Here is a 20,077-nt window from a genome sequence, read left to right on the forward strand (position 1 = left end):
GCGAATCCGGCGACCACACCCTTCCGGCGACCCACGCGTCCGCCCCGCGGTCACCCACCCCGACCAACTCGTGTTCGACATTGTCGAACGAGCGCAGCTAGAGTGGGGTGCGTGCCCGGCCCCATCCAGTCCATCCAGCGCGCGGCGGAGGTCCTCAAACTCCTCGCCCACGGCGGCGCGCACCAACTGAGCGTCGGCGAGATCGCGCGCGCCCTGGACCTGGCGAAACCGACGGTCCACGGCATCCTGCGGACCCTGCAGGAGGTCGGGTTCGTCGAGCAGGAGGTCGAGGGCGGCAAGTACCGCCTGGGCGCCGCCCTGTTCCAGATCGGCACGTCCTACCTCGACGGCAACGAGCTGCGCGCCAAGGCGTTGAACTGGTCGGACACGTTGGCGATGCGTGCGCGCGAGGCGGTGCGCATCGGGGTGATGCACGGCAAGCACGTACTGGTCGTCCATCACGTGTTCCGGCCGGACAACAGCCGGCAGACGCTCGACACCGGGGCGCTGCTGCCGTGGCACGCGACGGCGCTGGGCAAGGCGCTGGTCGCGTTCGGCGAGTGGCCCGACGGCGAACTGCAAGCCTTCACCCGGCACACCCTCAACCCCGACCAGCTCTACGTCGCGATGAACGAGGTCCGCGACCGCGACTGGGCCTACGACCTGCACGAACTCGTCGAGGGCGAGGCCTCGGTCGCCGCCCCGATCCGCGACCGGCGGGGCGTGGCGGTGGGCGCCATCGGCATCTCCGGACCGGTCGAGCGGTTGTGCGACTCGCCGGACCAGCCTCCCCGCCTCGAACTCGTCTCCTACGTACGTGAGGCAGCTCGCAGCGTCTCCCGCGAGCTCGGCGGGCTCTCCTGGTAGTAGTGTGGGATCGTTCGACATTGTCGAATGGTTCGCACAAGGGAGTGTGCACGTGGCTTACATCGCGGCGATCGACCAGGGCACGACGTCGTCCCGGTGCATCGTGTTCGACCAGTCCGGCGGGATCGTGTCGGTCGCTCAGCGCGAGCACCGCCAGATCTTCCCGAAGCCGGGGTGGGTGGAGCACGACGCGACCGAGATCTGGACGAACGTGCAGGCCGTCGTGCGCGACGCGCTCGGCCACGCCTCTCTCTCGTTCAGCGACATAGCGGCGTTCGGCATCACGAACCAGCGCGAGACCACGGTCGTGTGGGACCGTCAGACCGGCGAGCCCGTGCACAACGCGATCGTCTGGCAGGACACGCGCACGGACGCGTTGATCAAGCGGCTGGGCGACCAGGACAGGTTCCGCGAACGCTCGGGCCTGCCGCTCGCGACCTACTTCTCCGGTCCGAAGCTGCGCTGGCTGCTCGACAACGTCGAGGGGCTGCGCGCGCGGGCCGAGGCCGGCGAGGTCCTGTTCGGCACCATGGACACCTGGCTGATCTGGAACCTGACCGGCCGCCACGTCACGGACGTCACCAACGCGTCGCGGACCATGCTGATGAACCTGGAGACCCTGGACTGGGACCAGGAGCTGGTCGAAGCGATGGACGTTCCCCGCCAGATGCTGCCCGAGATCCGCTCCTCCTCCGAGGTGTACGGCACCTACGAGGGCGTGCCCGTCGCGTCGGCGCTCGGCGACCAGCAGGCCGCGCTGTTCGGCCAGACCTGCTTCGAGCCCGGCGAGGGCAAGTGCACGTACGGCACGGGCGCGTTCCTGCTGATCAACACCGGGAGCAAGCCGGTGCGGTCGCAGAACGGCCTGCTCACGACCGTCGGGTACCAGATCGGCGCCGAACCCGCCGCGTACGCGCTGGAGGGCGCGGTCGCGGTGACGGGCGCGCTGGTGCAGTGGTTCCGCGACAAGGTCGGGCTGATCTCGTCGGCCGCGGAGATCGAGACGCTCGCACGGACCGTGGACGACAACGGCGGTGCGTACTTCGTGCCCGCGTTCTCCGGACTGTTCGCACCGCACTGGCGCAGTGACGCCCGTGGCGTGATCGCGGGCCTGACGGGCTACATCTCGCGCGGGCATCTCGCACGGGCCGTGCTGGAGGCATCGGCGTGGCAGACGCGTGAGGTCGTGGACGCGATGAACGCCGACAGCGGTGTCGACCTCACGACGTTGCGCGTCGACGGAGGCATGACGGCGAACAACCTGCTCATGCAGTTCCTGTCGGACGTGCTGGACGTACCGGTGGTGCGCCCGATCGTGGCCGAGACGACGTGCCTCGGCGCGGCGTACGCGGCCGGTCTTGCGGTGGGCTACTGGAGCTCCACCGACGAGCTGAAGGCCAACTGGCACAAGGCGGCCGAGTGGGAGCCGTCGATGGAACCGGCCGCCCGCGACAAGGGCTACCGGAAGTGGAAGAAGGCGGTCGAGCGGACCGTCGGGTGGATGGACGAGGACGATGACTGAGCTTTCACAGAGGGACAGGGCTCGCGAAGAGCTCCAGCACGGCAAGTTCGACGTCGTCGTGGTCGGCGGCGGCATCCTGGGCATCGCGACCACGTGGGCCGCGGCCCGCTCCGGCCTGCGCGTCGCCCTGGTCGAGAGCGGCGACTTCGCGGGCGCCACGTCGTCCGCGTCCTCGAAGCTCGTGCACGGCGGCCTGCGCTACCTCGCGATGGGCCCGTCGGCCGTGCCGATGGTGCACGAGAACCACAAGGAACGCCGCGCGCTGGGCGACCGCCTGGCCCCGCACCTGGTGCGGCCGCTGCCGTTCCTCGTCCCCGTCTACAAGGGGGGCCCGCACAGCCGGTTCGTGCTCGGTGCGGGCGTCACGCTGTACTCCGCGCTGTCGGGCTTCGGCGACGGCGCGGGCAAGGTCCTGTCGGCGCGCAGGGCTGCGGAGTGGGTGCCTGACCTGCGCGCCGACGGTCTGCGCGGTGCCGCGATGTACTACGACCACCAGATGAACGACAGCCGCGTGGCGATCACCGCCGCGCGTGCCGCCGCCGAGGCCGGTGCCGTGCTGCTCAACCACATCTCGGTCGTGGGGCTGCGCAGGACCGGTTCCCGTGTGTCCGGTGTGGACCTCCGCGACGCGCTCGGCGAGTTCGGGGTGGACGCGAAGGTCGTCGTGAACGCGACCGGTCCGTGGCTGGACGTGCTGCGGCGCATGGAGGATCCGGCCGCCGACCCGTCGATCCGCCTGTCCAAGGGCTCGCACCTGGTGCTCCGGCAGACCTCGGAGTGGAAGGCCGCGCTGACGATCCCGGTCGACGACGTGCGCGTGTCGTTCGCGATCCCGTGGGAGGGCCACCTCCTGCTCGGCACCACCGACGAGGCCTACGAGGGCGACCCGGCGGCGGTCGCCTGCACCGACGCCGACGTCGACCAGATCCTCGGCGAGGCGGGCACGGCCGTCGCCGGCCTGGACCGTTCGCGGATCGCGTACACGTTCGCGGGCCTGCGGGTCCTGCCCGGCGGCCCCGGCGACACCTCGCACGCCAAGCGCGAAACGGTGATCACCGCGGGCTCCGGCGGCATGATCAGCGTGGCCGGCGGCAAGTGGACGACGTTCCGCAAGATCGGCGCCACCGTCCTGGCCCGCGTGAACTCCGAGCTCGGCCGCACCTTCGACGGCCCGCTCGACGGCGTCGCGCTGCCCGGCTCGGCCCTGCCCGACACCGTGGGATCCGTGCTGGGCCACGCCTACGACGCGCTGCCCGACGACGTGGTCCGCCACCTCGCCACGCACTACGGCACGACCTCGCACGAGGTCGTCGCCCTCGGCCTGGAGAACCCGGCGCTGCTGGAGCGCGTCCACCCGGACGGCCCGGACATCTGGGCGCAGGTCGAGCACGCCCGCCGCACCGAGTGGGCGTCCGAAGTGGACGACGTGCTGCGCCGCCGCACGACCGTGATGGTGCGCGGCCTCGACTCCCCCGAGGTGCGCAGCAGGGTGTCGGAGCTGCTCGCCTCCTAGAGGGCCATGGCGCGTTCCACGAGGTACTCGGCCAGTTCGGGTGCCGAGTGGAACGCGCTGCGCACCGCCAACGCCCCGTCGCACCCCAGCACGACGTCTTCCCTTGACACAGAACGGTTCTCGAGCCGCAGGCCCTCCAGGTAGGCGTCGATCACCGCCTCCCGCACGGGCGGCAGGTCCGCGACCGCCATCCGCCCGGCCTGGGCGAGCCCGACGAGCAGCTGACCGAGGTCGGCGCCCACCGGGTTCGGGCACTGCCAGCCGACGTCGATCACCACGAACGACTCGGGATCGTCCCGCGGCACCAAAAGGTTCTGCGGGCACGCGTCGTTGTGCCCGGTCGCCTGCGGCAGCGCCTCCAGCCGTGCCAGGATCTCGGGGATCCTCGCGGCGAGCGGCGAGCAGTCCGGCCGCAGGAACGCCTCGCGGACGAGCCTCGCCTCGTACAGCACGCGCAACGCCCGTCCCGGCGCGTCGCCGAACCGGCGCCCCGCCCAGCGTCCCAGCGCCAGCGCGGCCCGGCGGAACCGCGGCAGGTCCCACTCCACCGCGGCGCAGCGCACGTCCTCCAGCCACAACCCCACGCGGTCGCCGAGGTCGTCGACGCGCAGCACGCGCGGGCGGCGCATTCCCGGCGGCAACGCGAAGTCGGACAGCAGGAAGTCCGCCTCGTCCCGCCACGGGAAGTCGCCGACCACGTCCGCCAGCGCGGCCGGGATCCGCGGCCGGCGCAGGACCTTGACGAACACCGACCCGTCGGCCGACACGACCCGGTAGAGCGCCGCGGTGGTCGCGGCGACCGGCCGGAACGCGATCGGCGCGACGCGGGTCAGCGGTAGGGATCCGTGATGTCGCCGAGCATCTCGAGCGCCTCGCGCAGCTGGGCCATGCGGCGCTTGCCGATGTGCTGTTCCCATTCCGCCTCGATCCTGGCCAGCTCCGCGTTCGCCACGGGCACGGCCTCCTTCGCCTTCTCGGTGACCTTCACGAGCCGCGCCCTGCCGTCCGCCGGGTCGGGCACCCGTTCCACGTAGCCCGCCTTCTCCAGCTGGTCCACGAGGAACCCGGCGGTCTGCTTGGTCACCTGGGCCGACTCGGCCAGCACGGTCAGTCGCGTCCCGTCCGGGTCGACGCGCATGAGCACCCGCGCCTGCGCCTGGGTCACCTCGAAGCCCGCGGCGTTGACCGCGGCCAGGACGCGGTTCTCCACGTCGCGGTTCGGGATGAAGAGCAGCAGACCGATGTTCACCCGGAACTCCCCTTGTCTTTGGTCAGTCTCTCTGATTAAAGTAGTCAGCCCATCGAACTAAATCAAGAAGAGGTTCGCCATGGACGACACCCAGGTGTGGCAGACGATCGACTCCGAACGCGCGGCGACCGCCGACCTGCTCGCCGGCCTCACCGAGGTCGAGTGGACCTACCCGTCGCTCTGCGAGGGCTGGACGATGCGCGAGGTCGCGGCCCACCTGTCGCTCGCCCACCGGATCAGCCTGGGCGGAGCGTTCAAGGCGTTCGTCAGAGCCCGCGGCAGCTTCAACCGCCTGGTCGACCAGACCGCGCGCGACGAGGCCCGCAGACCGACGGCCGAACTCGTCTCCGAACTGCGCGGCGCTGTCGGCCTCCACAGGCTCGCGCCGGGCCAGACACTCAAGAACGCACTGCTCGACACCCTGGTCCACGCACAGGACATCGCCCTGCCTCTCGGCGTCGAACGCCACATGCCGACCGACGCCGCCGTCGTCGTGGCCGACGACCTGTGGCGCATGGGCTTCCCGTTCCACGCGCGACGCAGACTGGCCGGGCACCGCCTGACCGCCACCGACGCGGACTGGTCGGTGGGCGAGGGCGCCGAGATCAGCGGCCCGATCGAGGCCCTGGTCATGCTGCTCGCGGGCCGCACCGCGACGATCCCGCGCCTGACGGGCATCACGGTCTGAGGTCGCGCACCACCCTCCGGCACACGTGCACCCGCTCGAACCGCTGCCGCAGCTCGGCCTCCCGCTCGATCCGGGCGCGCAACACAGCCCCGACGGGCTCCAGCCCGAGCTTCGCGCTCAGCACCGTGCCCACCTCCGCCGGCGAGGCGTACACCTCCAGGTGCCGGCCGTCCTCGACGAACCCGTTGCGCGCCAACCACCTCAGCGTCGGCACGTCCTCGCGGGTCCACGCGTCGACCCTGCGCACACCGAACCGCTCCAGCCGCCGCACGGCCTCGGCGAGCAACGCCGTCGCGACGCCCTGTCCCTGGAGATCCGGGTGCACGACGACCGTCTCGATCGTCGCCTCCGGCCCCGGCACCGACACGTCCAGGACGCCGATCACGTCACCGTCGACCGCCACCAGCTCCAGGTCGGCGCGGCGCTTGGCCGGCCAGACGTCGTCGTAGCACGTCGTTCCCAGCAACCCGAGCACCCGGCAGCGCAGCCACGACACCTCGTCGGCCTGCTCGTAGTCGCGCACCTCCCGCCGTCCCGGCCCCCGGCGCACCACGGGTCTCTCCCACGCCCCCAGCAAGCTCAGCCTTCCCGTTCTCCCAGGCGCGGCGCCGGTCACGCCCCTCGCCTCGTCCACCTGGCACCCACCAGGGTTCCGGATGTGAGGCGGGCTCGCACGCGTCTTTCGCCGTCACCGTTTGCCAGGAACATACTGAGTATGCATACTCAGTATGCATGTTGGTCAAACACGGCCTGCTCGCGCTCCTGGAGAGCGGGCCCATGTACGGCTACCAGCTGCGGGTGGCGTTCGACTCGGCCACCGGCGGCACGTGGCCGTTGAACATCGGGCAGGTCTACACGACGTTGTCGCGCCTCGAACGCGACGACCTGGTCGCCGCACTGCCCGAGAACGAGGGCCAGCGCCCCTACGAGATCACCGCGGGCGGCCGCGACGAGCTGAGGAAGTGGTTCGCCACGCCCGTGCAGCGCGGCGACCGGCCGCGCGACGAGGTGGCGATCAAGCTGGCCCTGGCGATCACCACGCCGGGCGTCGACGTCGCCAAGGTCGTCATGACCCAGCGCACGGCCACGATGCGCACGTTGCAGGAGTACACGAGGCTCAAAACCCAGCCGGGCGAACTGCCGTGGCTGCTCGTGCTCGACGCGATGATCTTCCAGGCCCAGGCCGAGCTGCGCTGGCTCGACCACTGCGAGGCGAGCCTGCTGCGCGACGACCCCCGCCCCGTCGCCGACACCACAGACGTCGAGGCGCCGAGATGACCGCACCCGAGTCGCGGCACGCGCACCGCACCCACGGCGCCGGCGACACGGCGACAACGGCATCTCCCTCACCGTCGCACCCGGCGAACTCGTCGCCGTCACGGGCGCGTCCGCTCCGGTAAGTCGACGCTGCCGAACCTCTGCGGCGGCCTCGACAGCAGCTCGCGGTTAGCCTGCCACCATGACCACCTTCGCCATAGCGCACGGAGGGGGCGACGTCGGCTGGTCGTGGCACCTGGTAGCAAACGCCTTGCAGGCCAAGGGTCACACCGCAGTAGCGCCGGACCTCCCGATCGAAGACGAGTCGAAAGACCTGACGGACTGGGCCACAACACTGATCGAGGCCCTCCCGTCCACAGAGGACGTGGTCGTAGTGGGCCACTCCTTCGGCGGCTTCGTGGCCCCACTGGCAGCAGAACGCCTCAACGCCTCAGCACTGGTCCTGGTCTCGGCCATGATCCCGGCCCCAGGCGAGGCACCAGGCGACTGGTGGGCCAACACGGGTTACGAGGACCCAGGCCTGGAGGACGCGTTCTTCCACGACGTCCCACCAGCCCTGGCAGCAGAGGCGCAGAAACGGGAACGAGGCATGGCCGAGACCCCGATGGCCAAGCCCTGGCCCCTCGACAAGATGCCGGACGTGCCAACGCACTTCATCCTGTGCACAGAGGACCGCTTCTTCACACCCGCCTTCATGCGCAGGGTGGTCGCAGACCGGCTGGGCGACATCACGCCGGTGGAGCTGGCGGCGGGACACTGCGCCTCACTGAGCAAGCCGAACGAGCTGGCAACCCTGCTGACCGCCTACGCACGCTGACGCAGCACACCAGCCGCGACGCCGAAGGCGAGCCACATGGCCGGTGCGATGCCGCAGGCGAGCCGTCCTGAGCAAAGAGGTACCGGCGGTGGGGTCCCATCACGAGTCGCGCCATAGCACTTGCTGCATGCGAGGAGGGGTGTCAAGCGGACACGCTTTTCGTCCGCTTGACACCCCTCCTCGCATGTGGCCCGCTCTTGGTGCGGCTTGGGATGGGACCCCACCGCCACCGCAACCAAACAAAGCAACCGGCAGCCGCCCTACGCAACAGGCGTGCCATCAACCCGCCCCCAGCGCTGGCCCCCATCTCAGATTGCCGGGGTCTGGGGCAGAGCCCCAGGGAAAGCACGCAACAGAAACAGGCCGCACGCAAAACAACCACCCGCACAAGCAGCCACCCGCACAAGCGGCTCTCGCACAAGCGGCTCCCGCCCAAGCGGCTCTCGCCCAAGCCCCCACCCGACCAAAGCAAAGACCCCCAGCCAAAAGCCAGGGGCCCCGCCAACCCAACCGCCCTACTTGGACTCACCCTCCGAGTCCTCAGCAGGCAGCTCCACATCCTCAACAGCCTTCCCGTCCTTGACAGGAGCAGGCATCAAAGCATCCAGCGCAGCCCCGGCAATCCGCCGGAAAGCCCTCCGAGGCCGTGCCCGCTCCAACACAGCAACCTCCAACTTGGCAGCCGGAAGCAGCTCAGCGGACCCGTTCCCAGTGGACGGCGACCCGGCCGACAAGGCCTTCACCGCCACCGGAACAGCCTCGGCCAACGAAAGCCCGTCGGCGAAGGCCTCCTTCAACGCCGTGTTGGCGGCGTCCACGGTGCCGCCCATCACGATGTACTGGGGCTCGTCGACGATCGACCCGTCGTAGGTCAACCGGTACAGCGTGTCGGCCGCGGACGAGTCCCCGACCTCGGCCACCGCGATCTCCACCTCGAACGGCTTGATCTGCTCGGTGAAGTAGGTGCCCAGCGTGGTGGCGTAGACGTTCGCCAACGACCTCGAGGTGACGTCCCGGGGGTCGTTCTGGTAGCCGCGGACGTCAGCGAACCGGATCCCTGCCTGGCGCAGGTTCTCGAACTCGCTGTAGCGGCCGACGGCGGCGAAGCCGATGCGGTCGTAGATCTCCGAGACCTTGTGCAGGGTGCTGGAGGGGTTTTCCGCGACGAACAGAATGCCGTCCGCGTACTTCAGCACGATGACGCTGCGACCCCTGGCGATGCCCTTGCGGGCGTACTCCGAGCGGTCGCGCATCACCTGCTCTGCCGATGCGTACAGCGGCATCGTCATGGGTGGTGCTCCTGACGTCGAACCTGTGGGGGACTCAGCCTGCGGGGCGGGACCTGCGGCCTTCGACGACCGCGTCGGCGATCGTGGCGACCTGGGGTTCCGGCACCTCAACCGCGCCGTCGGCGCCGTTGATCGTGACCACTACCGGGTAGAGGCGGCGGACCGGGTCCGGGCCGCCCGTGGCCGAGTCGTCGTCGGCCGCGTCGTACAGCGCCTCGACGACCGAACGGATCGCGGCGTCCGCGTCGGCGTCCGGGTCGTAGAGCTTCTTCAGCGCCGACTTCGCGAACAGCGAGCCGGAGCCGACGGCCTGGTAGCCCTGCGACTCCTCGTAGCGGCCACCGGTGACGTCGTAGGACACGATGCGGCCTGCGCGCTCGGGATCCGCCGCCGAGGTGTCGTACCCGGCGAACAGGGGCACCACGGCGAGGCCTGCCATGGCCGCGTCGAGGTTGCCCCTGATCATCGCCGAGAGGCGGTTCGCCTTGCCGTCGAGCGACAGCGGCACGCCCTCGATCTTCTCGTAGTGGCGCAGCTCCACCGTGTACAGGCGCACGATCTCGATCGCGATGCCGGCCGTGCCCGCGATGCCGACGGCCGAGTGGTCGTCGGTGACGAAGACCTTCCTCATGTCGCGCTGGGCGATCACGTTGCCCATCGTCGCGCGCCGGTCACCGGCGATCACGACACCACCCTTGTAGGTGGCGGCGACGATCGTCGTCCCGTGCGGGGCCTGGACGGTCCCCTCCGGGAGCTTCCGGGCACCAGGCAGCATGTCGGGTGCCTGGGCCCGCAGGAAGTCCGTGAACGACGACGAGCCCGGCGTGAGGTACGCAGCGGGCAGCGCCGCGGCCGGGTAACGCCCGGTCGAGCTGTTGTCCATGTGTTGGTTGTTCTCCCGTCCCCGAGGTGGTCCGCAGGCCCCCGAAGGCCTACTGACCACCCTTCTGCACGTATGCGCGGACGAAGTCCTCCGCGTTCTCCTCGAGCACGTCGTCGATCTCGTCGAGGATCGCGTCCACGTCCTCGCCGAGCTTCTCGCGGCGTTCCTGACCTGCTCCGGCGGCGTCGTCCGCACCGTCGTCGCCGTCGCCACCGCCCTGGCGCTGCTTCTGTTCCTGGGACATCTCGGCCTCCCACTGACTCGCCTGACAAGAACACTACCCAGCGGCACCGACAAAAACCCTGAGCCACTCGGGTAGACGATCACCCGCGGGTCAGCGCGTCCACCAGCTGCTCGGCGGTGTCGGAGGCCTCCAGCAGCGCTCCGACGTGGGCTTTCGTGCCCCGGAGGGGTTCGAGCGTCGGAATCCGCACGAGTGATTCCCGACCGAGGTCGAAGATCACCGAATCCCACGACGCGGCCGCGACGGAGGTCGGGTAGCGCTCCAGGCACCGGCCGCGGAAGTACGCACGCGTGTCCTCGGGCGGCGTGGTGATGGCCGCGCGGACCTCTTCCTCGCTCACGAGGCGCTTCATCGAGCCGCGCGCCACCAGGCGGTTGTAGAGGCCCTTGTCGAGGCGCACGTCGGAGTACTGCAGGTCGACCAGGTTGAGCCGGGCCGCGCCCCACTCCAGGCCGTCGCGCTGCCGGTAGCCCTCGAGCAGCCGCAGCTTCGCGACCCAGTCGAGCCGGTCGGCGCACTCCGCCGGGTCGCGCGCGAGCGCGTCGAGCACCTCGCCCCAGATCCGCAGGACGTCGCGGTCGCCGACGCCCTCCTTCTCGACGAACGCGGTCGCGCGCTCGTGGTAGGCGAACTGCACGTCGAGGCCGGTGAACTTGCGCCCGCCGGTCATCTCGACCTTGGTCTTGAGGGTCGGGTCGTGGCTGATCTGGTGCACCGCGCGCACCGGGTCGACCATGCGCAGGTCGTCGAACCGCTGCCCGGCCTCGATCATGTCGAGCACCAGGGACGTGGTGCCGACCTTGAGGTACGTGGAGTACTCGGCCAGGTTCGCGTCGCCGATGATGACGTGCAGGCGGCGGTACTTGTCCGCGTCCGCGTGCGGCTCGTCGCGCGTGTTGATGATGCCGCGCTTCAACGTCGTCTCGAGGCCGACCTCGACCTCGATGTAGTCGGCGCGCTGGGAGAGCTGGTAGCCCGCCTCCTCGCCGGACTGCCCGATGCCGACGCGCCCCGAACCGGTCACGACCTGGCGCGACACGAAGAACGGCGTCAGGCCGGCGATCACGGACGTGAACGGCGTGGACCGCTGCATCAGGTAGTTCTCGTGCGTGCCGTACGACGCGCCCTTGCCGTCGACGTTGTTCTTGTACAGCTGCAGGCGGGGCTGGCCCGGCACGGAGGCTGCCTTGATCGCGGCCTCCTCCATCACCCGCTCCCCCGCCTTGTCCCAGATCACCGCGTCGCGCGCGTTGGTGACCTCGGGGGCCGAGTACTCGGGGTGCGCGTGGTCGACGTAGAGCCGCGCGCCGTTGGTGAGGATGACGTTGGCCGCGCCCAGGTCCTCGACGTCGGAGTCGGCGGGGTGGCCGCCGGGCGAGCCCAGGTCGAACCCGCGCGCGTCGCGCAACGGCGACTCCACCTCGTAGTCCCAGCGCGCCCGCCGGGCTCGCGGTATGTCCGCCGCCGCCGCGTACGCGAGAACCACCTGTGTCGAAGTGAGCACCGGGTTCGCGGTCGCGTCGCCCGGCACTGAGATGCCGTACTCGACTTCGGTTCCCATGATCCGCCGCATACGCAACACCTTATGACCTGACCCCGACAACAGCGTGAGGGGAGCTTCACGGTGAAGCTCCCCTCACCCTATTCACCCGGACGCCAATCCGGCTGCAGGCCGGATCCTCGAAGCGCCGCGAGAAGGCCCGAAAGCGGCGGCGACGGCGAGCAGCACGACGATCGCCGCGCCCGTGACCAGCGGCAACACCACCCTGGGCCCGGGCAGCGTCAGCGGGAGACCGATCGACAGGAACGCGACCTCCGCGTAGGCGAACCCGAGCACACCTCCCCCGACGACCCCGACGAGGGCCAGCATGACCGCTTCGGCGACGACCCCGCCCTGCAGTCCGCCTCGAGTGACGCCCAAGGCGCGCCGGAGGGCGAGCTCCTTGCGGCGCTCCTGGACGGAGATGGTCAGCGCGGTGCCGATGCCGGTCACGGCCACCGCGACGGACAGCCCCAGCAGCACCATCATCAGCACGGTGCCGAGGTGCATGTACCGGGCTGCTTCGGCGCGTTCGTCCGCATCCGTCCGCACGATCACGGTCGGGTTGTTCGGCAGCGCGGCCTGCAGCGAGGACCGGAACTGGGCCGGGTCGACGCCCGGCCGCAACGCGACGAGCACCTTCGCGGCCGGTCCCGACGTGGGGCCGGCGACGATCGGCGTGTAGCCCGTGATGCTGCCGGGAACCGTGCCGACCACCTTGTACTGCACGCCACCGGCCTCGACGAACGCCCGGTCCTCCCAGTGCGGGGGCACGATGGCGGTCCCGGCGGCGAGCTGCTCGGCACCGGTCACGTTCTGCGCCTTCAGCCACGTCCTGAACTGCTCGGGGTCGACGCTCGCCGCGGTGTCCCCCGTCCTGTGCAGCACCACCGAGGCCGCCACGCCCGGCTGCGCGGGGATCTCCGGCAGCGGCCGGTCCCCCGCGTCCACCACGGTCGCGTCCGGGCGCTCCTCGTTGGCGTACTGGAACGTCAGTTCCTCCGCGCCCCCGAGCACGACCAGGAAGAACGTCACCATCGAGCTCGCCAGCAGCAACGGCAGCGCCACCGAGGCCGACCGCTGCGGCATCCTGCGCACCTCGGCGCCCGCGAGCTTCCACTGCGTCCCCCCGATCCTGCCGAACAGCCGCGCGATCAGCGGGACCGTGACCGGCCCGAGGATCCAGAACAGGCCGGTCACCGCGGCGATCGCGGAGAACGTCACGGCGAGAGGGGCGGCGGACGTGCCCTTGGCGGCGATCGCGGCCATGGCGAGCAGCGCGGCGCCACCGGTGAACAGCACGCCGAACACGAGCCGAAGGCGACGCACGGAACGAGGCGGTACCTCGCTGTCCGCGTCACGCAGAGCGGCAAGAGGCGATACACGCGCGGCGTTCAGAGCGGGACGCACTGCGGCGATGACGCTCAACACCGCGGCGACGACGACTCCGAGGACCACGTACCCGAGCGACGGCAGCAGTTCCGGGCTCAGCTGCACCGCGCCGAACAGCGCGGAGATGCCGGTGACGTCGAACGTCCTGGCCAGCAGCCACGCCGTCGGCCCGCCGAGCAACGCGCCCGCGACACCGGCCAGCGCGCCCGTCACGAACGCCTCGAACAGGCTCCTGCGCACCAACGGCCCGCGCTGGGCGCCGATGCACCGCAGCAACGCCGTCTGCCGCTGCCGTTGCGCGTAGACCGCCCGGAACGTGGCCGCCGCGACGAACACCGCCGTGGCCAGCGCGAGCACGCTGAAGGGCAGCAGGATGAACGTCAGCTCGTTGCCGATGCTGTCCGCGTCCGGCGCCGGGTCCCACACGGCGTACGACGCTCCTGCGGCGGCCGTGACGGCGTCGCGGCTGCCGCCGAGCACCCAGATCTCCTTGGTGAACGGCTGCGGGTCGAGCTTCTTCGCGAGGTCCGGTCCGGCGACCAGGACAGGTCGCGCGTCGAGCCCGCCCTTCTTCATGACACCGCTGACGGTCACCTCGACCGGCTTGCCGTCGGCGGCGGCGAGCCGTACCCGGTCACCGGGCTTCAGCCCGCGTTCGTACGCGGTGATCTTGTCGACGGCGACCTCGCCGTCCGAGGCCGGCGCCTTCCCCCCGGCGAGCGGCCAGCGCACCAGGTCCGGCTGCTGGACGTGCACCTCGGCGCGGTGCTCCCCGGCACGGCCGCCGGCGTCGAGCAGATCGGCCTGCGCCACCTGCACCGGCACGGCCCTGGCGACGGAGGAGAGCCTGGCCAGCACCGCGGCGTCGAGCACAGGGCGGTCCGCCTCGGCCGTTCCGTACTCCGCGGGCTTGATGTCCACCACGTGGCTCACGGAGGACGGGGTGAGGGGCGCGCCCTCGTCGACCGACCTGGTGAGCGCGTCGCTCAGCACCAGGGCGGCCAGCAGGCAGGCCACGCCGACGACGAGCGCGACGCCGGGCAGCAGCGCGCGGCCCGGCCGGGCGCGGAACTCGGCGACGCCGAGCCGCAGGGAAGTGGACACGGATCCTCCTCGGTGACGTCTGACGGTCCCGAAGGTAGGAAGGGAGGCGATCAGCGGGCGTCGGACTGGGGTAGCAAGCTCGCGTACGACCACAGGAGGACACCGGGATGATCACCCTCTACGACGAGGACGCGAACGCCATCGGCGAGGTGACGCGCGAACGGATGCGCGCCGAGAACCTCTGGCACGGCTGCGTGCTGACCGTCGTCTTCTCGACCGACGGCGAACGGATCTACGTGCACCGGCGCACCGACACCAAGGACATCTTCCCCGGCCTGTACGACTTCTCGGCGGGCGGCGTGATCGACGCGGGAGAGACCCCGGACGAGGCCGCCGCCCGCGAACTGCGCGAGGAGCTCGGCGTCGAGACCCCGCTGACGCCGTTGTTCAAGACGACCTACGTCGACGAACTGACGCGCTACCACGCGTGGATCTACGAGACGCGCAGCGACGGCCCGTTCACCCACCAGCCCGAGGAGGTCGCCTGGGGCGGGTGGATGGACGCGGCAGAACTGCGCGGCAAGATCGAGGACCCGGACTGGCCGCTCGTGCCGGACGGCAGGGCGATCGGCCGGGAGTGGCTCAGGCGCGCTTGAACCCGTGGCTGCGCTCGACCTTCGCGATGTGCAGCGTGTAGCTGTCGTACCAGTCGTCCCGCCCGCGCTGTTGCGCCGCCCGGTGCTCGGCGTTGGTGCGCCACTGCTTCAGGGCCTCGGCGTCGCGGAAGTAGCCGACGGTGATGCCGAGCCCGCCGGGGTTCTGCGCGTGGTCCATCCCGAGGTAGCCGGGGACGTCCCGCACCAGCTCCTCCATGCGCGCGTTGGTCTCGGCGTAGCCGTCCTGGTCCTGGGTCCGCACGGTCGTGAAGATCGCCGCGTAGTACGGGGGTTCGAAAGCCGGGAGGGGTACGTCGCTCACAGGCGTCACCGTAGGCTAGTTCCAACTGAGACCGGAACGGGTTTTCCAGTACCGCTCGGCGGGTTCGGCGAGGTCCGGCAGGTCGACGTCGATCCGGAGGGCCTCCACGTTGGACCGCAGCTGCTCCGGGCTCGCCGCACCGGACAGCACGACGTCGGCCCACGGCTGCGCCACGACCGCCGCCAGCGCGACCGCGTCCGGGCCGACACCGAGCGCTTCCGCCTGTGCCGCAACCGCTTGCGGAGGCTCCACGACGAGCCGCCCGTTGGCCACGCCCTCCTTGACGACCACCCGCAGCCCGGCGTCGTGCGCCTCCCGCAACGCCTCCCCCGCCGAGGTCTCCAGCAGGTTCCAGGTGGACTGCACCGAGCTGAAGACACCGAGGTCCAGCGCCTTGCGGATGGCGTCGGCCTGGCGCGGCCCGGACGTCGAGAACCCCAGCGGCACACCGATCCCCGCCATCGCGTCCAGCAGGGCCCGGTCCGCGAACAACGGGCTGTCGGCCGTCAGCGAGTGCACCTGGTAGAGCGAGACCCGCGGCAGCAGCGCACGGGTCTCCTCCCACTGCTGGGTGAAACGCGCGAGCGAGTGCTCCTTGACCTCGTGCACCTCGGCGTCGGGCCGCCAGTCCGCCGTGTAGGCGTAACCCCACTTGCTGGAGACCGTCACGTCGTGGCCGGGCAGCCACGACGACAGGAAGTCCTCCGACAGCCCGTACGACCGGGCCGCGTCGACCCACCGGATGCCCAGCTCGTAGGCCGTGTCGAGCACCCGGTGGCACTGCGCGCGCATGGACTCGACGTCGCGCACGGCCGGTAGTGCGTCCTCACGGCCGAGGTTGATGTAGTGAGGACGACCGAGAGAGGCGAGGCCGAGCGCGAGTTGAGCCATGCGGACCACGGTAGGTCACCACTGGTCGGGCGCGCGCACGATGTCGCGCACCCAGACTCCCGCGGGCTTGAGCCTGCTCGTCCCGCTGAACGACGTGCCGGAGCAGGTACCGGCCTTGAACACCGCGCCCGACCGCTCGTCGTCGGAGAAGTTCCAGTTCGCCCACGAGATCTTCTTGCGCTTCATCAGGTCGACGTACTCCTGCGCCATGGTGAAGTCGTTCGGGCCGTCCCCGGTCGCCTCCTGCGTGCCGAACTCCGTGACGAACACCGGCACCTGGCTCGACACCCGGTCCAGGACCGCGAGGTGCGAGTCCCGGTGCTCCTTCGCGTAGAAGTGGAACGAGTACATGAAGTTCGTCGCGTTGACCTTGTTGTTCAGCACGACCGACGGGTCTTCGTCGTCGGAGTGCCCGAACGTCGACCAGCCGTTCGTGCCGGAGATGATCAGGCTGTCCGGGTCCTCGGCGCGGATGACCGGGATCATCTGCTCGGCGTAGGACTTGATCCGCGACCACGAGACCTCGTTCGGCTCGTTGGCGATGTCGTAGATGATGTTGGTCTTGTCCTTGTGCCGCTGGGCGATCTCCTTGAAGAACGTCTTCGCCTTGGACGTGTAGACGTTCGGGTCGCCGGGGTCGAGCTGGTGCCAGTCGACCAGGACGTAGAGGCCGCGCCGGGTGGCCTCCTCGATGTAGCTGTGCACCAGGTCGGTGAACTTGCGCGGGTTCGTCTCGTAGCCGCCTTCGTCCCGGGCGACGTACATGGCGACGCGGACGAAGTCGGCCTTCCAGTCGTTCTGCAGCGCGTCCCACCACTGGGACTTGTTGCAGCCGTTGAACCACTGGATGCCGTGCGTGCTCATCCCGCGCAACTGGATCGCCTTGCCGCTGCTGTTGCACAGCTGGACGCCACAGACCTTCAGCTGGCCGTTGACCGCGGCGGGCGACCCCGGCGGCAACGCGGCGACGGCGGTGGCGGGCGCGAGACCGGACAACGGGAGCACGACCGCCGCGGCGAGTGCCAGGACAGACTTCTGCCAACTCATTCGAGCATCTCCTCCGGACCACTTCGGCGGCGGTACGGCGAAGGTCCCGCACGCGTCCGGACGTGGTCAACGAACAGCGGCCGAACTGCACCAAAGGGCAAGCGGCACAACGAAGAGCGGCGGCCCCGGGGGGACCGCCGCTCACGTGACCCGCCGACCGGAGGGATCAGAAGTCGTCAGCCGTGCGGATGTGGTTGCGCACCCACTTGCCGGCCTCCTTCAGCACACCCTCACCGGCGAAGTTGCTGCCGGAACAAGTGCCGCTGTTGAACACCGCGCCCGTGCGGTGGTCGTCGGAGAAGTTCCAGTTCGTCCAGGAGATCTTGGCCTCCTTCATGAACGAGATGAACTTGTTCGCCATGGTGAAATCGTTGGGACCGTCACCGGAGGCCTCCTGCGAACCGAACTCGGTGACGAAGACCGGCACCTGGCTCGAGACCGTGCGCAACGCGTTGAGGTACGAGTCGCGGTGGTCCTTGGCGTAGAAGTGGAACGTGTACATCAGGTTCGAGGCGTTGACCTTGTTGCGGCTGACCTCGTTGATGTCGCGGCCGTCGGACAGGCCGAACGTCGACCAGCCGTGCGTGCCGACGAGCACGAGGCTGTCCGGGTCCTCCGCGCGGATCGTCGGGATGACGGCCTCCGCGTAGGACTTCACCCGCGACCACGTGACGCCGTTCGGCTCGTTGGCGATGTCGTAGATGATGTTCGTCTTGTCCTTGTGCCGCTGCGCGATCTCCTTGAAGAACGTCTTGGCGCGCGCGGTGTTGTGGTTGGGGTCGCCCGGCGAGAGCTGGTGCCAGTCGACGAGCGCGTACAGGCCGCGCTTCGTGGCCTCCTCGATGTAGCCGTGCACCATGTCGGTGAACTTCCGGGGGTTCGACTCGTAGCCGCCCTCCTGGACGTACATCGAGATGCGGAGGATGTCCGCCTTCCAGTCGTTGGCGAGCGCGTCGAGGGACGCGGTCTTGACGCACTGGGAGTACCACTGGATGCCGTGCGTGCTCATGCCGCGCAGCTGGATCTGCTTGCCGTTCTTGTTGCACAGCTTGACGCCGCACACCTTGAGCTGGCCGTTGACCGCCGCGGGCGAGCCCGCGGGCAGCGCGGCGGCGGAGACGTCGCCCGCCGGTGCCGCGGCGACGGAACTGCCCGCCATCACACCGGTCAGGGGGAGCACGACTGCCGCGGCGAGCGCCACCACAGACTTCTGCCAGGACATACAGCGTCTCCTCTCGGACTTCCGGCGGCGGATTTGGTTAGGTAAGTTTCCTTACCGATTAAAGGTATAGATGACCATAGGTCCGCCCCAAGAGGGAGTCAAGCGTCTCGTCGCAGAAGAGTCACAGTTCCGGTACCCAGAGTCACCAGTACGTACATCGCCAAAACGCCGACCGCCGCCAGGGGTGCGAGCGGCGGGTCCTCGACCACACCGGCCACCTCCCACACCAGGTAGGGCACCATCACCGCCGACGCGTCGACGTCCCACGGCTCGGGCAGCATCGGCGTGATGGCGGGCAGACCCCACAGCAGCACGCCCACCACCACGATCGTCACGGCCGTCGACCTCACCGCGAGCCCCAGCCCGAGCCCGGTCAGACCGGTCACCAGGATCGACAGCACGGCCGCGCCCGCCCACGGCAGCACGTCACCGATGCCGTCCCACGGCGCGATGGGCGGCGGCCGGTCCCCCATGTTCAGCCGGCTCGTGCCGATGCTCAGCGCCAGTGCGACCGCGCCGAGCACCACCGACGTCACGGCGACGAGCACCGTTTTGGCCGCCAGCAAGCGCTTCCGGTCCGGCACGGCGATCAGCGCCGTGAGCCTCGGATCGGAGGTCGCGACCAGCGCGCCGAGCGCCGCGACGAGGAACTGCACGACCGGCGTGATCACCACGCTGGAATCGGCGGAGGCGAACTTGGCCTGTTCGGCGGCGGGCGACGAGTCGTAGTCCTGGACGATCAGCCACGACAGCAACGCGCCCGCGGCCACCATCGAGCCGATCGCCGCCACCACGCCCCACGACGCGCGGACGGTCCGGAGCTTCAGCCACTCCGCGGCGAGCGCGTTCTTCACAGTCCCCTCCCGGAGGTGAGTTCGAGGTAGGCGTCCTCGAGAGAACCGTGCCGCGTCAACGCCTCCATCGGTGTCTCCTTCACCAACTGTCCTCTTGCGACGATCACCACGTGGTCGGCGGTCAGCGCCATCTCGCTCATCAGGTGGCTCGAAACGAAGACCGTGCGGCCTTCCTTCGCCAACGCGCGCATGAGGTCGCGGATCCACCGCACGCCCTCGGGGTCGAGTCCGTTCACCGGCTCGTCGAACATCAGCACGCCGGGGTCGCCCAGCAGCGCCGCCGCGACGCCCAGCCGTTGCTTCATGCCGAGCGACAACGCCCTGATCCGTTTGTGCCGCACGCCTCCCAGACCGACCTGCTCCAGCAGTTCGACCGCACGCGCCCGTCCGATCCCGTTGCTCGCGGCGATCCAGAGCAGGTGGTCGAGCGCCTTGCGGCCGTGGTGCACGGCCGCGGGGTCGAGCAACGCGCCGACGTGCCGCAACGGCCGGTCGAGGTCCGCGTACCGCCTGCCGCCGACGAGCGCCTCACCGCCGGTGGGCCGGTCCAGGCCGAGGATCATCCTCATCGTCGTGGACTTGCCGGCGCCGTTCGGGCCGAGGAAGCCCGTCACCAGTCCGGGGTGGACGGTGAACGACAGGTCCCGGACCGCCGTCGTGTCCCCGTATCTCTTCGTCAGGTTCCGCACCTCGATCATGCGGAAGAGAGTCGGCCGCCGCGCCGCGGAAGGGATCGGCCCCTGCTCCGATCCCGGGAAT

At 70.0% G+C, this 20,077-nt stretch carries 21 protein-coding genes; 7 read left to right on the plus strand and 14 right to left on the minus strand.

Annotation, left to right across the window (positions count from 1 at the left end; all coding sequences use genetic code 11):
* The first annotated feature begins 111 nt into the window (after positions 1-111).
* From BMY74_RS08160 to BMY74_RS08170, 3 genes are read left to right on the plus strand one after another with little or no spacing between them, the layout of a single operon-like run.
* Positions 112-867 carry an IclR family transcriptional regulator gene (locus BMY74_RS08160; protein ID WP_089912004.1) on the plus strand — a complete coding sequence of 252 codons (756 nt, stop codon included), beginning with the start codon at positions 112-114 and terminating at the stop codon, positions 865-867.
* Positions 868-919: 52 nt separating this feature from the next.
* Positions 920-2,389: a glycerol kinase GlpK gene (gene glpK / locus BMY74_RS08165; protein ID WP_245785975.1), complete on the plus strand. Its 1,470-nt coding sequence runs from the start codon at positions 920-922 to the stop codon at positions 2,387-2,389.
* On the plus strand, positions 2,382-3,902 hold the full coding sequence (locus BMY74_RS08170) for a glycerol-3-phosphate dehydrogenase/oxidase (RefSeq protein ID WP_089912008.1): 1,521 nt from the start codon (positions 2,382-2,384) through the stop codon (positions 3,900-3,902). The genes glpK and BMY74_RS08170 overlap by 8 nt, the downstream gene beginning before the upstream one ends.
* On the opposite strand, the gene BMY74_RS08175 is transcribed toward BMY74_RS08170, so the two are convergent.
* Entirely contained in the window at positions 3,899-4,669 is a 771-nt protein-coding gene (locus tag BMY74_RS08175; RefSeq protein WP_245785976.1) for an aminoglycoside phosphotransferase family protein, read from the minus strand. The two genes, BMY74_RS08170 and BMY74_RS08175, sit on opposite strands and share 4 nt — an antisense overlap.
* A gap of 62 nt (positions 4,670-4,731) precedes the next feature.
* Positions 4,732-5,151: a MarR family winged helix-turn-helix transcriptional regulator gene (locus BMY74_RS08180; RefSeq protein WP_089912010.1), complete on the minus strand. Its 420-nt coding sequence runs from the start codon at positions 5,149-5,151 to the stop codon at positions 4,732-4,734.
* 79 nt (positions 5,152-5,230) lie between these two features.
* Between BMY74_RS08180 and BMY74_RS08185 the strand changes: the two genes are divergently transcribed.
* The gene (locus BMY74_RS08185; protein WP_089912014.1) at positions 5,231-5,839 is read left to right on the plus strand and encodes a maleylpyruvate isomerase family mycothiol-dependent enzyme; all 609 of its coding nucleotides are present in this window, start codon (positions 5,231-5,233) and stop codon (positions 5,837-5,839) included.
* On the opposite strand, the gene BMY74_RS08190 is transcribed toward BMY74_RS08185, so the two are convergent.
* Positions 5,829-6,392, minus strand: a complete 564-nt coding sequence (locus BMY74_RS08190; protein ID WP_218159556.1) for a GNAT family N-acetyltransferase — start codon at positions 6,390-6,392, stop codon at positions 5,829-5,831. The genes BMY74_RS08185 and BMY74_RS08190 overlap by 11 nt on opposite strands.
* Before the next feature lie 179 nt (positions 6,393-6,571).
* Between BMY74_RS08190 and BMY74_RS08195 the strand changes: the two genes are divergently transcribed.
* Positions 6,572-7,117 (plus strand): PadR family transcriptional regulator, encoded by a 546-nt coding sequence (locus tag BMY74_RS08195; RefSeq protein ID WP_089912017.1) that lies wholly within the window; start codon positions 6,572-6,574, stop codon positions 7,115-7,117.
* Between the two features lie 181 nt (positions 7,118-7,298).
* Positions 7,299-7,934 (plus strand): alpha/beta fold hydrolase, encoded by a 636-nt coding sequence (locus BMY74_RS08200; protein ID WP_089912020.1) that lies wholly within the window; start codon positions 7,299-7,301, stop codon positions 7,932-7,934.
* 515 nt (positions 7,935-8,449) lie between these two features.
* Here the strand turns inward: BMY74_RS08200 and prcA are convergent.
* The 5 genes from prcA to BMY74_RS08225 all read right to left on the minus strand — a co-directional run bounded on the left by prcA (position 8,450) and on the right by BMY74_RS08225 (position 14,386).
* Positions 8,450-9,223 (minus strand): proteasome subunit alpha, encoded by a 774-nt coding sequence (prcA, locus tag BMY74_RS08205; protein ID WP_089912023.1) that lies wholly within the window; start codon positions 9,221-9,223, stop codon positions 8,450-8,452.
* Positions 9,224-9,257: 34 nt separating this feature from the next.
* Entirely contained in the window at positions 9,258-10,106 is an 849-nt protein-coding gene (prcB, locus tag BMY74_RS08210) for a proteasome subunit beta (protein ID WP_089912026.1), read from the minus strand.
* 49 nt (positions 10,107-10,155) lie between these two features.
* Positions 10,156-10,350 (minus strand): ubiquitin-like protein Pup, encoded by a 195-nt coding sequence (locus BMY74_RS08215; RefSeq protein ID WP_030471529.1) that lies wholly within the window; start codon positions 10,348-10,350, stop codon positions 10,156-10,158.
* A gap of 79 nt (positions 10,351-10,429) precedes the next feature.
* Entirely contained in the window at positions 10,430-11,923 is a 1,494-nt protein-coding gene (gene dop / locus BMY74_RS08220; protein ID WP_089912029.1) for a depupylase/deamidase Dop, read from the minus strand.
* Positions 11,924-11,995: 72 nt separating this feature from the next.
* On the minus strand, positions 11,996-14,386 hold the full coding sequence (locus tag BMY74_RS08225; RefSeq protein WP_089912032.1) for an FtsX-like permease family protein: 2,391 nt from the start codon (positions 14,384-14,386) through the stop codon (positions 11,996-11,998).
* Between the two features lie 107 nt (positions 14,387-14,493).
* On the opposite strand from BMY74_RS08225, the gene BMY74_RS08230 reads away from it, so the two are divergent.
* A complete protein-coding gene (locus BMY74_RS08230; protein WP_089912035.1) occupies positions 14,494-14,982 on the plus strand; it encodes an NUDIX domain-containing protein in 489 nt (162 codons plus the stop codon).
* Here the strand turns inward: BMY74_RS08230 and BMY74_RS08235 are convergent.
* The 6 genes from BMY74_RS08235 to BMY74_RS08260 all read right to left on the minus strand — a co-directional run bounded on the left by BMY74_RS08235 (position 14,969) and on the right by BMY74_RS08260 (position 20,016).
* Positions 14,969-15,304 carry an antibiotic biosynthesis monooxygenase family protein gene (locus BMY74_RS08235; RefSeq protein ID WP_218159557.1) on the minus strand — a complete coding sequence of 112 codons (336 nt, stop codon included), beginning with the start codon at positions 15,302-15,304 and terminating at the stop codon, positions 14,969-14,971. The genes BMY74_RS08230 and BMY74_RS08235 overlap by 14 nt on opposite strands.
* A gap of 15 nt (positions 15,305-15,319) precedes the next feature.
* Positions 15,320-16,195 carry an aldo/keto reductase gene (locus tag BMY74_RS08240; protein ID WP_089912677.1) on the minus strand — a complete coding sequence of 292 codons (876 nt, stop codon included), beginning with the start codon at positions 16,193-16,195 and terminating at the stop codon, positions 15,320-15,322.
* Positions 16,196-16,210: 15 nt separating this feature from the next.
* Complete coding sequence (locus tag BMY74_RS08245) at positions 16,211-17,242, minus strand: glycoside hydrolase family 5 protein (protein WP_089912041.1); 1,032 nt, start codon at positions 17,240-17,242, stop codon at positions 16,211-16,213.
* Positions 17,243-17,408: 166 nt separating this feature from the next.
* Complete coding sequence (locus tag BMY74_RS08250) at positions 17,409-18,464, minus strand: glycoside hydrolase family 5 protein (protein WP_089912044.1); 1,056 nt, start codon at positions 18,462-18,464, stop codon at positions 17,409-17,411.
* A 98-nt stretch (positions 18,465-18,562) separates the two neighbouring features.
* Positions 18,563-19,318, minus strand: coding sequence for a hypothetical protein (locus BMY74_RS08255; protein WP_089912046.1), 756 nt, complete (start codon positions 19,316-19,318; stop codon positions 18,563-18,565).
* Positions 19,315-20,016: an ABC transporter ATP-binding protein gene (locus BMY74_RS08260; protein WP_089912049.1), complete on the minus strand. Its 702-nt coding sequence runs from the start codon at positions 20,014-20,016 to the stop codon at positions 19,315-19,317. The genes BMY74_RS08255 and BMY74_RS08260 overlap by 4 nt, the downstream gene beginning before the upstream one ends.
* Between the last annotated feature and the right edge of the window lie 61 nt (positions 20,017-20,077).

Origin of the sequence: Lentzea albida, assembly GCF_900111005.1 — a bacterium.
GTDB lineage: Bacteria > Actinomycetota > Actinomycetes > Mycobacteriales > Pseudonocardiaceae > Lentzea > Lentzea albida.

What these genes read in the sequence shown, in the direction of transcription:
- dop (WP_089912029.1), bottom strand. Translation starts at nt 11,923, where the DNA reads ATGCGGCGGATCATGGGAACCGAAGTCGAGTACGGCATCTCAGTGCCG.
- BMY74_RS08170 (WP_089912008.1), top strand. Translation starts at nt 2,382, where the DNA reads ATGACTGAGCTTTCACAGAGGGACAGGGCTCGCGAAGAGCTCCAGCAC.
- prcA (WP_089912023.1), bottom strand. Translation starts at nt 9,223, where the DNA reads ATGACGATGCCGCTGTACGCATCGGCAGAGCAGGTGATGCGCGACCGC.
- BMY74_RS08250 (WP_089912044.1), bottom strand. Translation starts at nt 18,464, where the DNA reads ATGTCCTGGCAGAAGTCTGTGGTGGCGCTCGCCGCGGCAGTCGTGCTC.
- prcB (WP_089912026.1), bottom strand. Translation starts at nt 10,106, where the DNA reads ATGGACAACAGCTCGACCGGGCGTTACCCGGCCGCGGCGCTGCCCGCT.
- BMY74_RS08200 (WP_089912020.1), top strand. Translation starts at nt 7,299, where the DNA reads ATGACCACCTTCGCCATAGCGCACGGAGGGGGCGACGTCGGCTGGTCG.
- BMY74_RS08230 (WP_089912035.1), top strand. Translation starts at nt 14,494, where the DNA reads ATGATCACCCTCTACGACGAGGACGCGAACGCCATCGGCGAGGTGACG.
- BMY74_RS08240 (WP_089912677.1), bottom strand. Translation starts at nt 16,195, where the DNA reads ATGGCTCAACTCGCGCTCGGCCTCGCCTCTCTCGGTCGTCCTCACTAC.
- BMY74_RS08215 (WP_030471529.1), bottom strand. Translation starts at nt 10,350, where the DNA reads ATGTCCCAGGAACAGAAGCAGCGCCAGGGCGGTGGCGACGGCGACGAC.
- BMY74_RS08195 (WP_089912017.1), top strand. Translation starts at nt 6,572, where the DNA reads ATGTTGGTCAAACACGGCCTGCTCGCGCTCCTGGAGAGCGGGCCCATG.
- BMY74_RS08245 (WP_089912041.1), bottom strand. Translation starts at nt 17,242, where the DNA reads ATGAGTTGGCAGAAGTCTGTCCTGGCACTCGCCGCGGCGGTCGTGCTC.
- BMY74_RS08185 (WP_089912014.1), top strand. Translation starts at nt 5,231, where the DNA reads ATGGACGACACCCAGGTGTGGCAGACGATCGACTCCGAACGCGCGGCG.
- BMY74_RS08260 (WP_089912049.1), bottom strand. Translation starts at nt 20,016, where the DNA reads ATGATCGAGGTGCGGAACCTGACGAAGAGATACGGGGACACGACGGCG.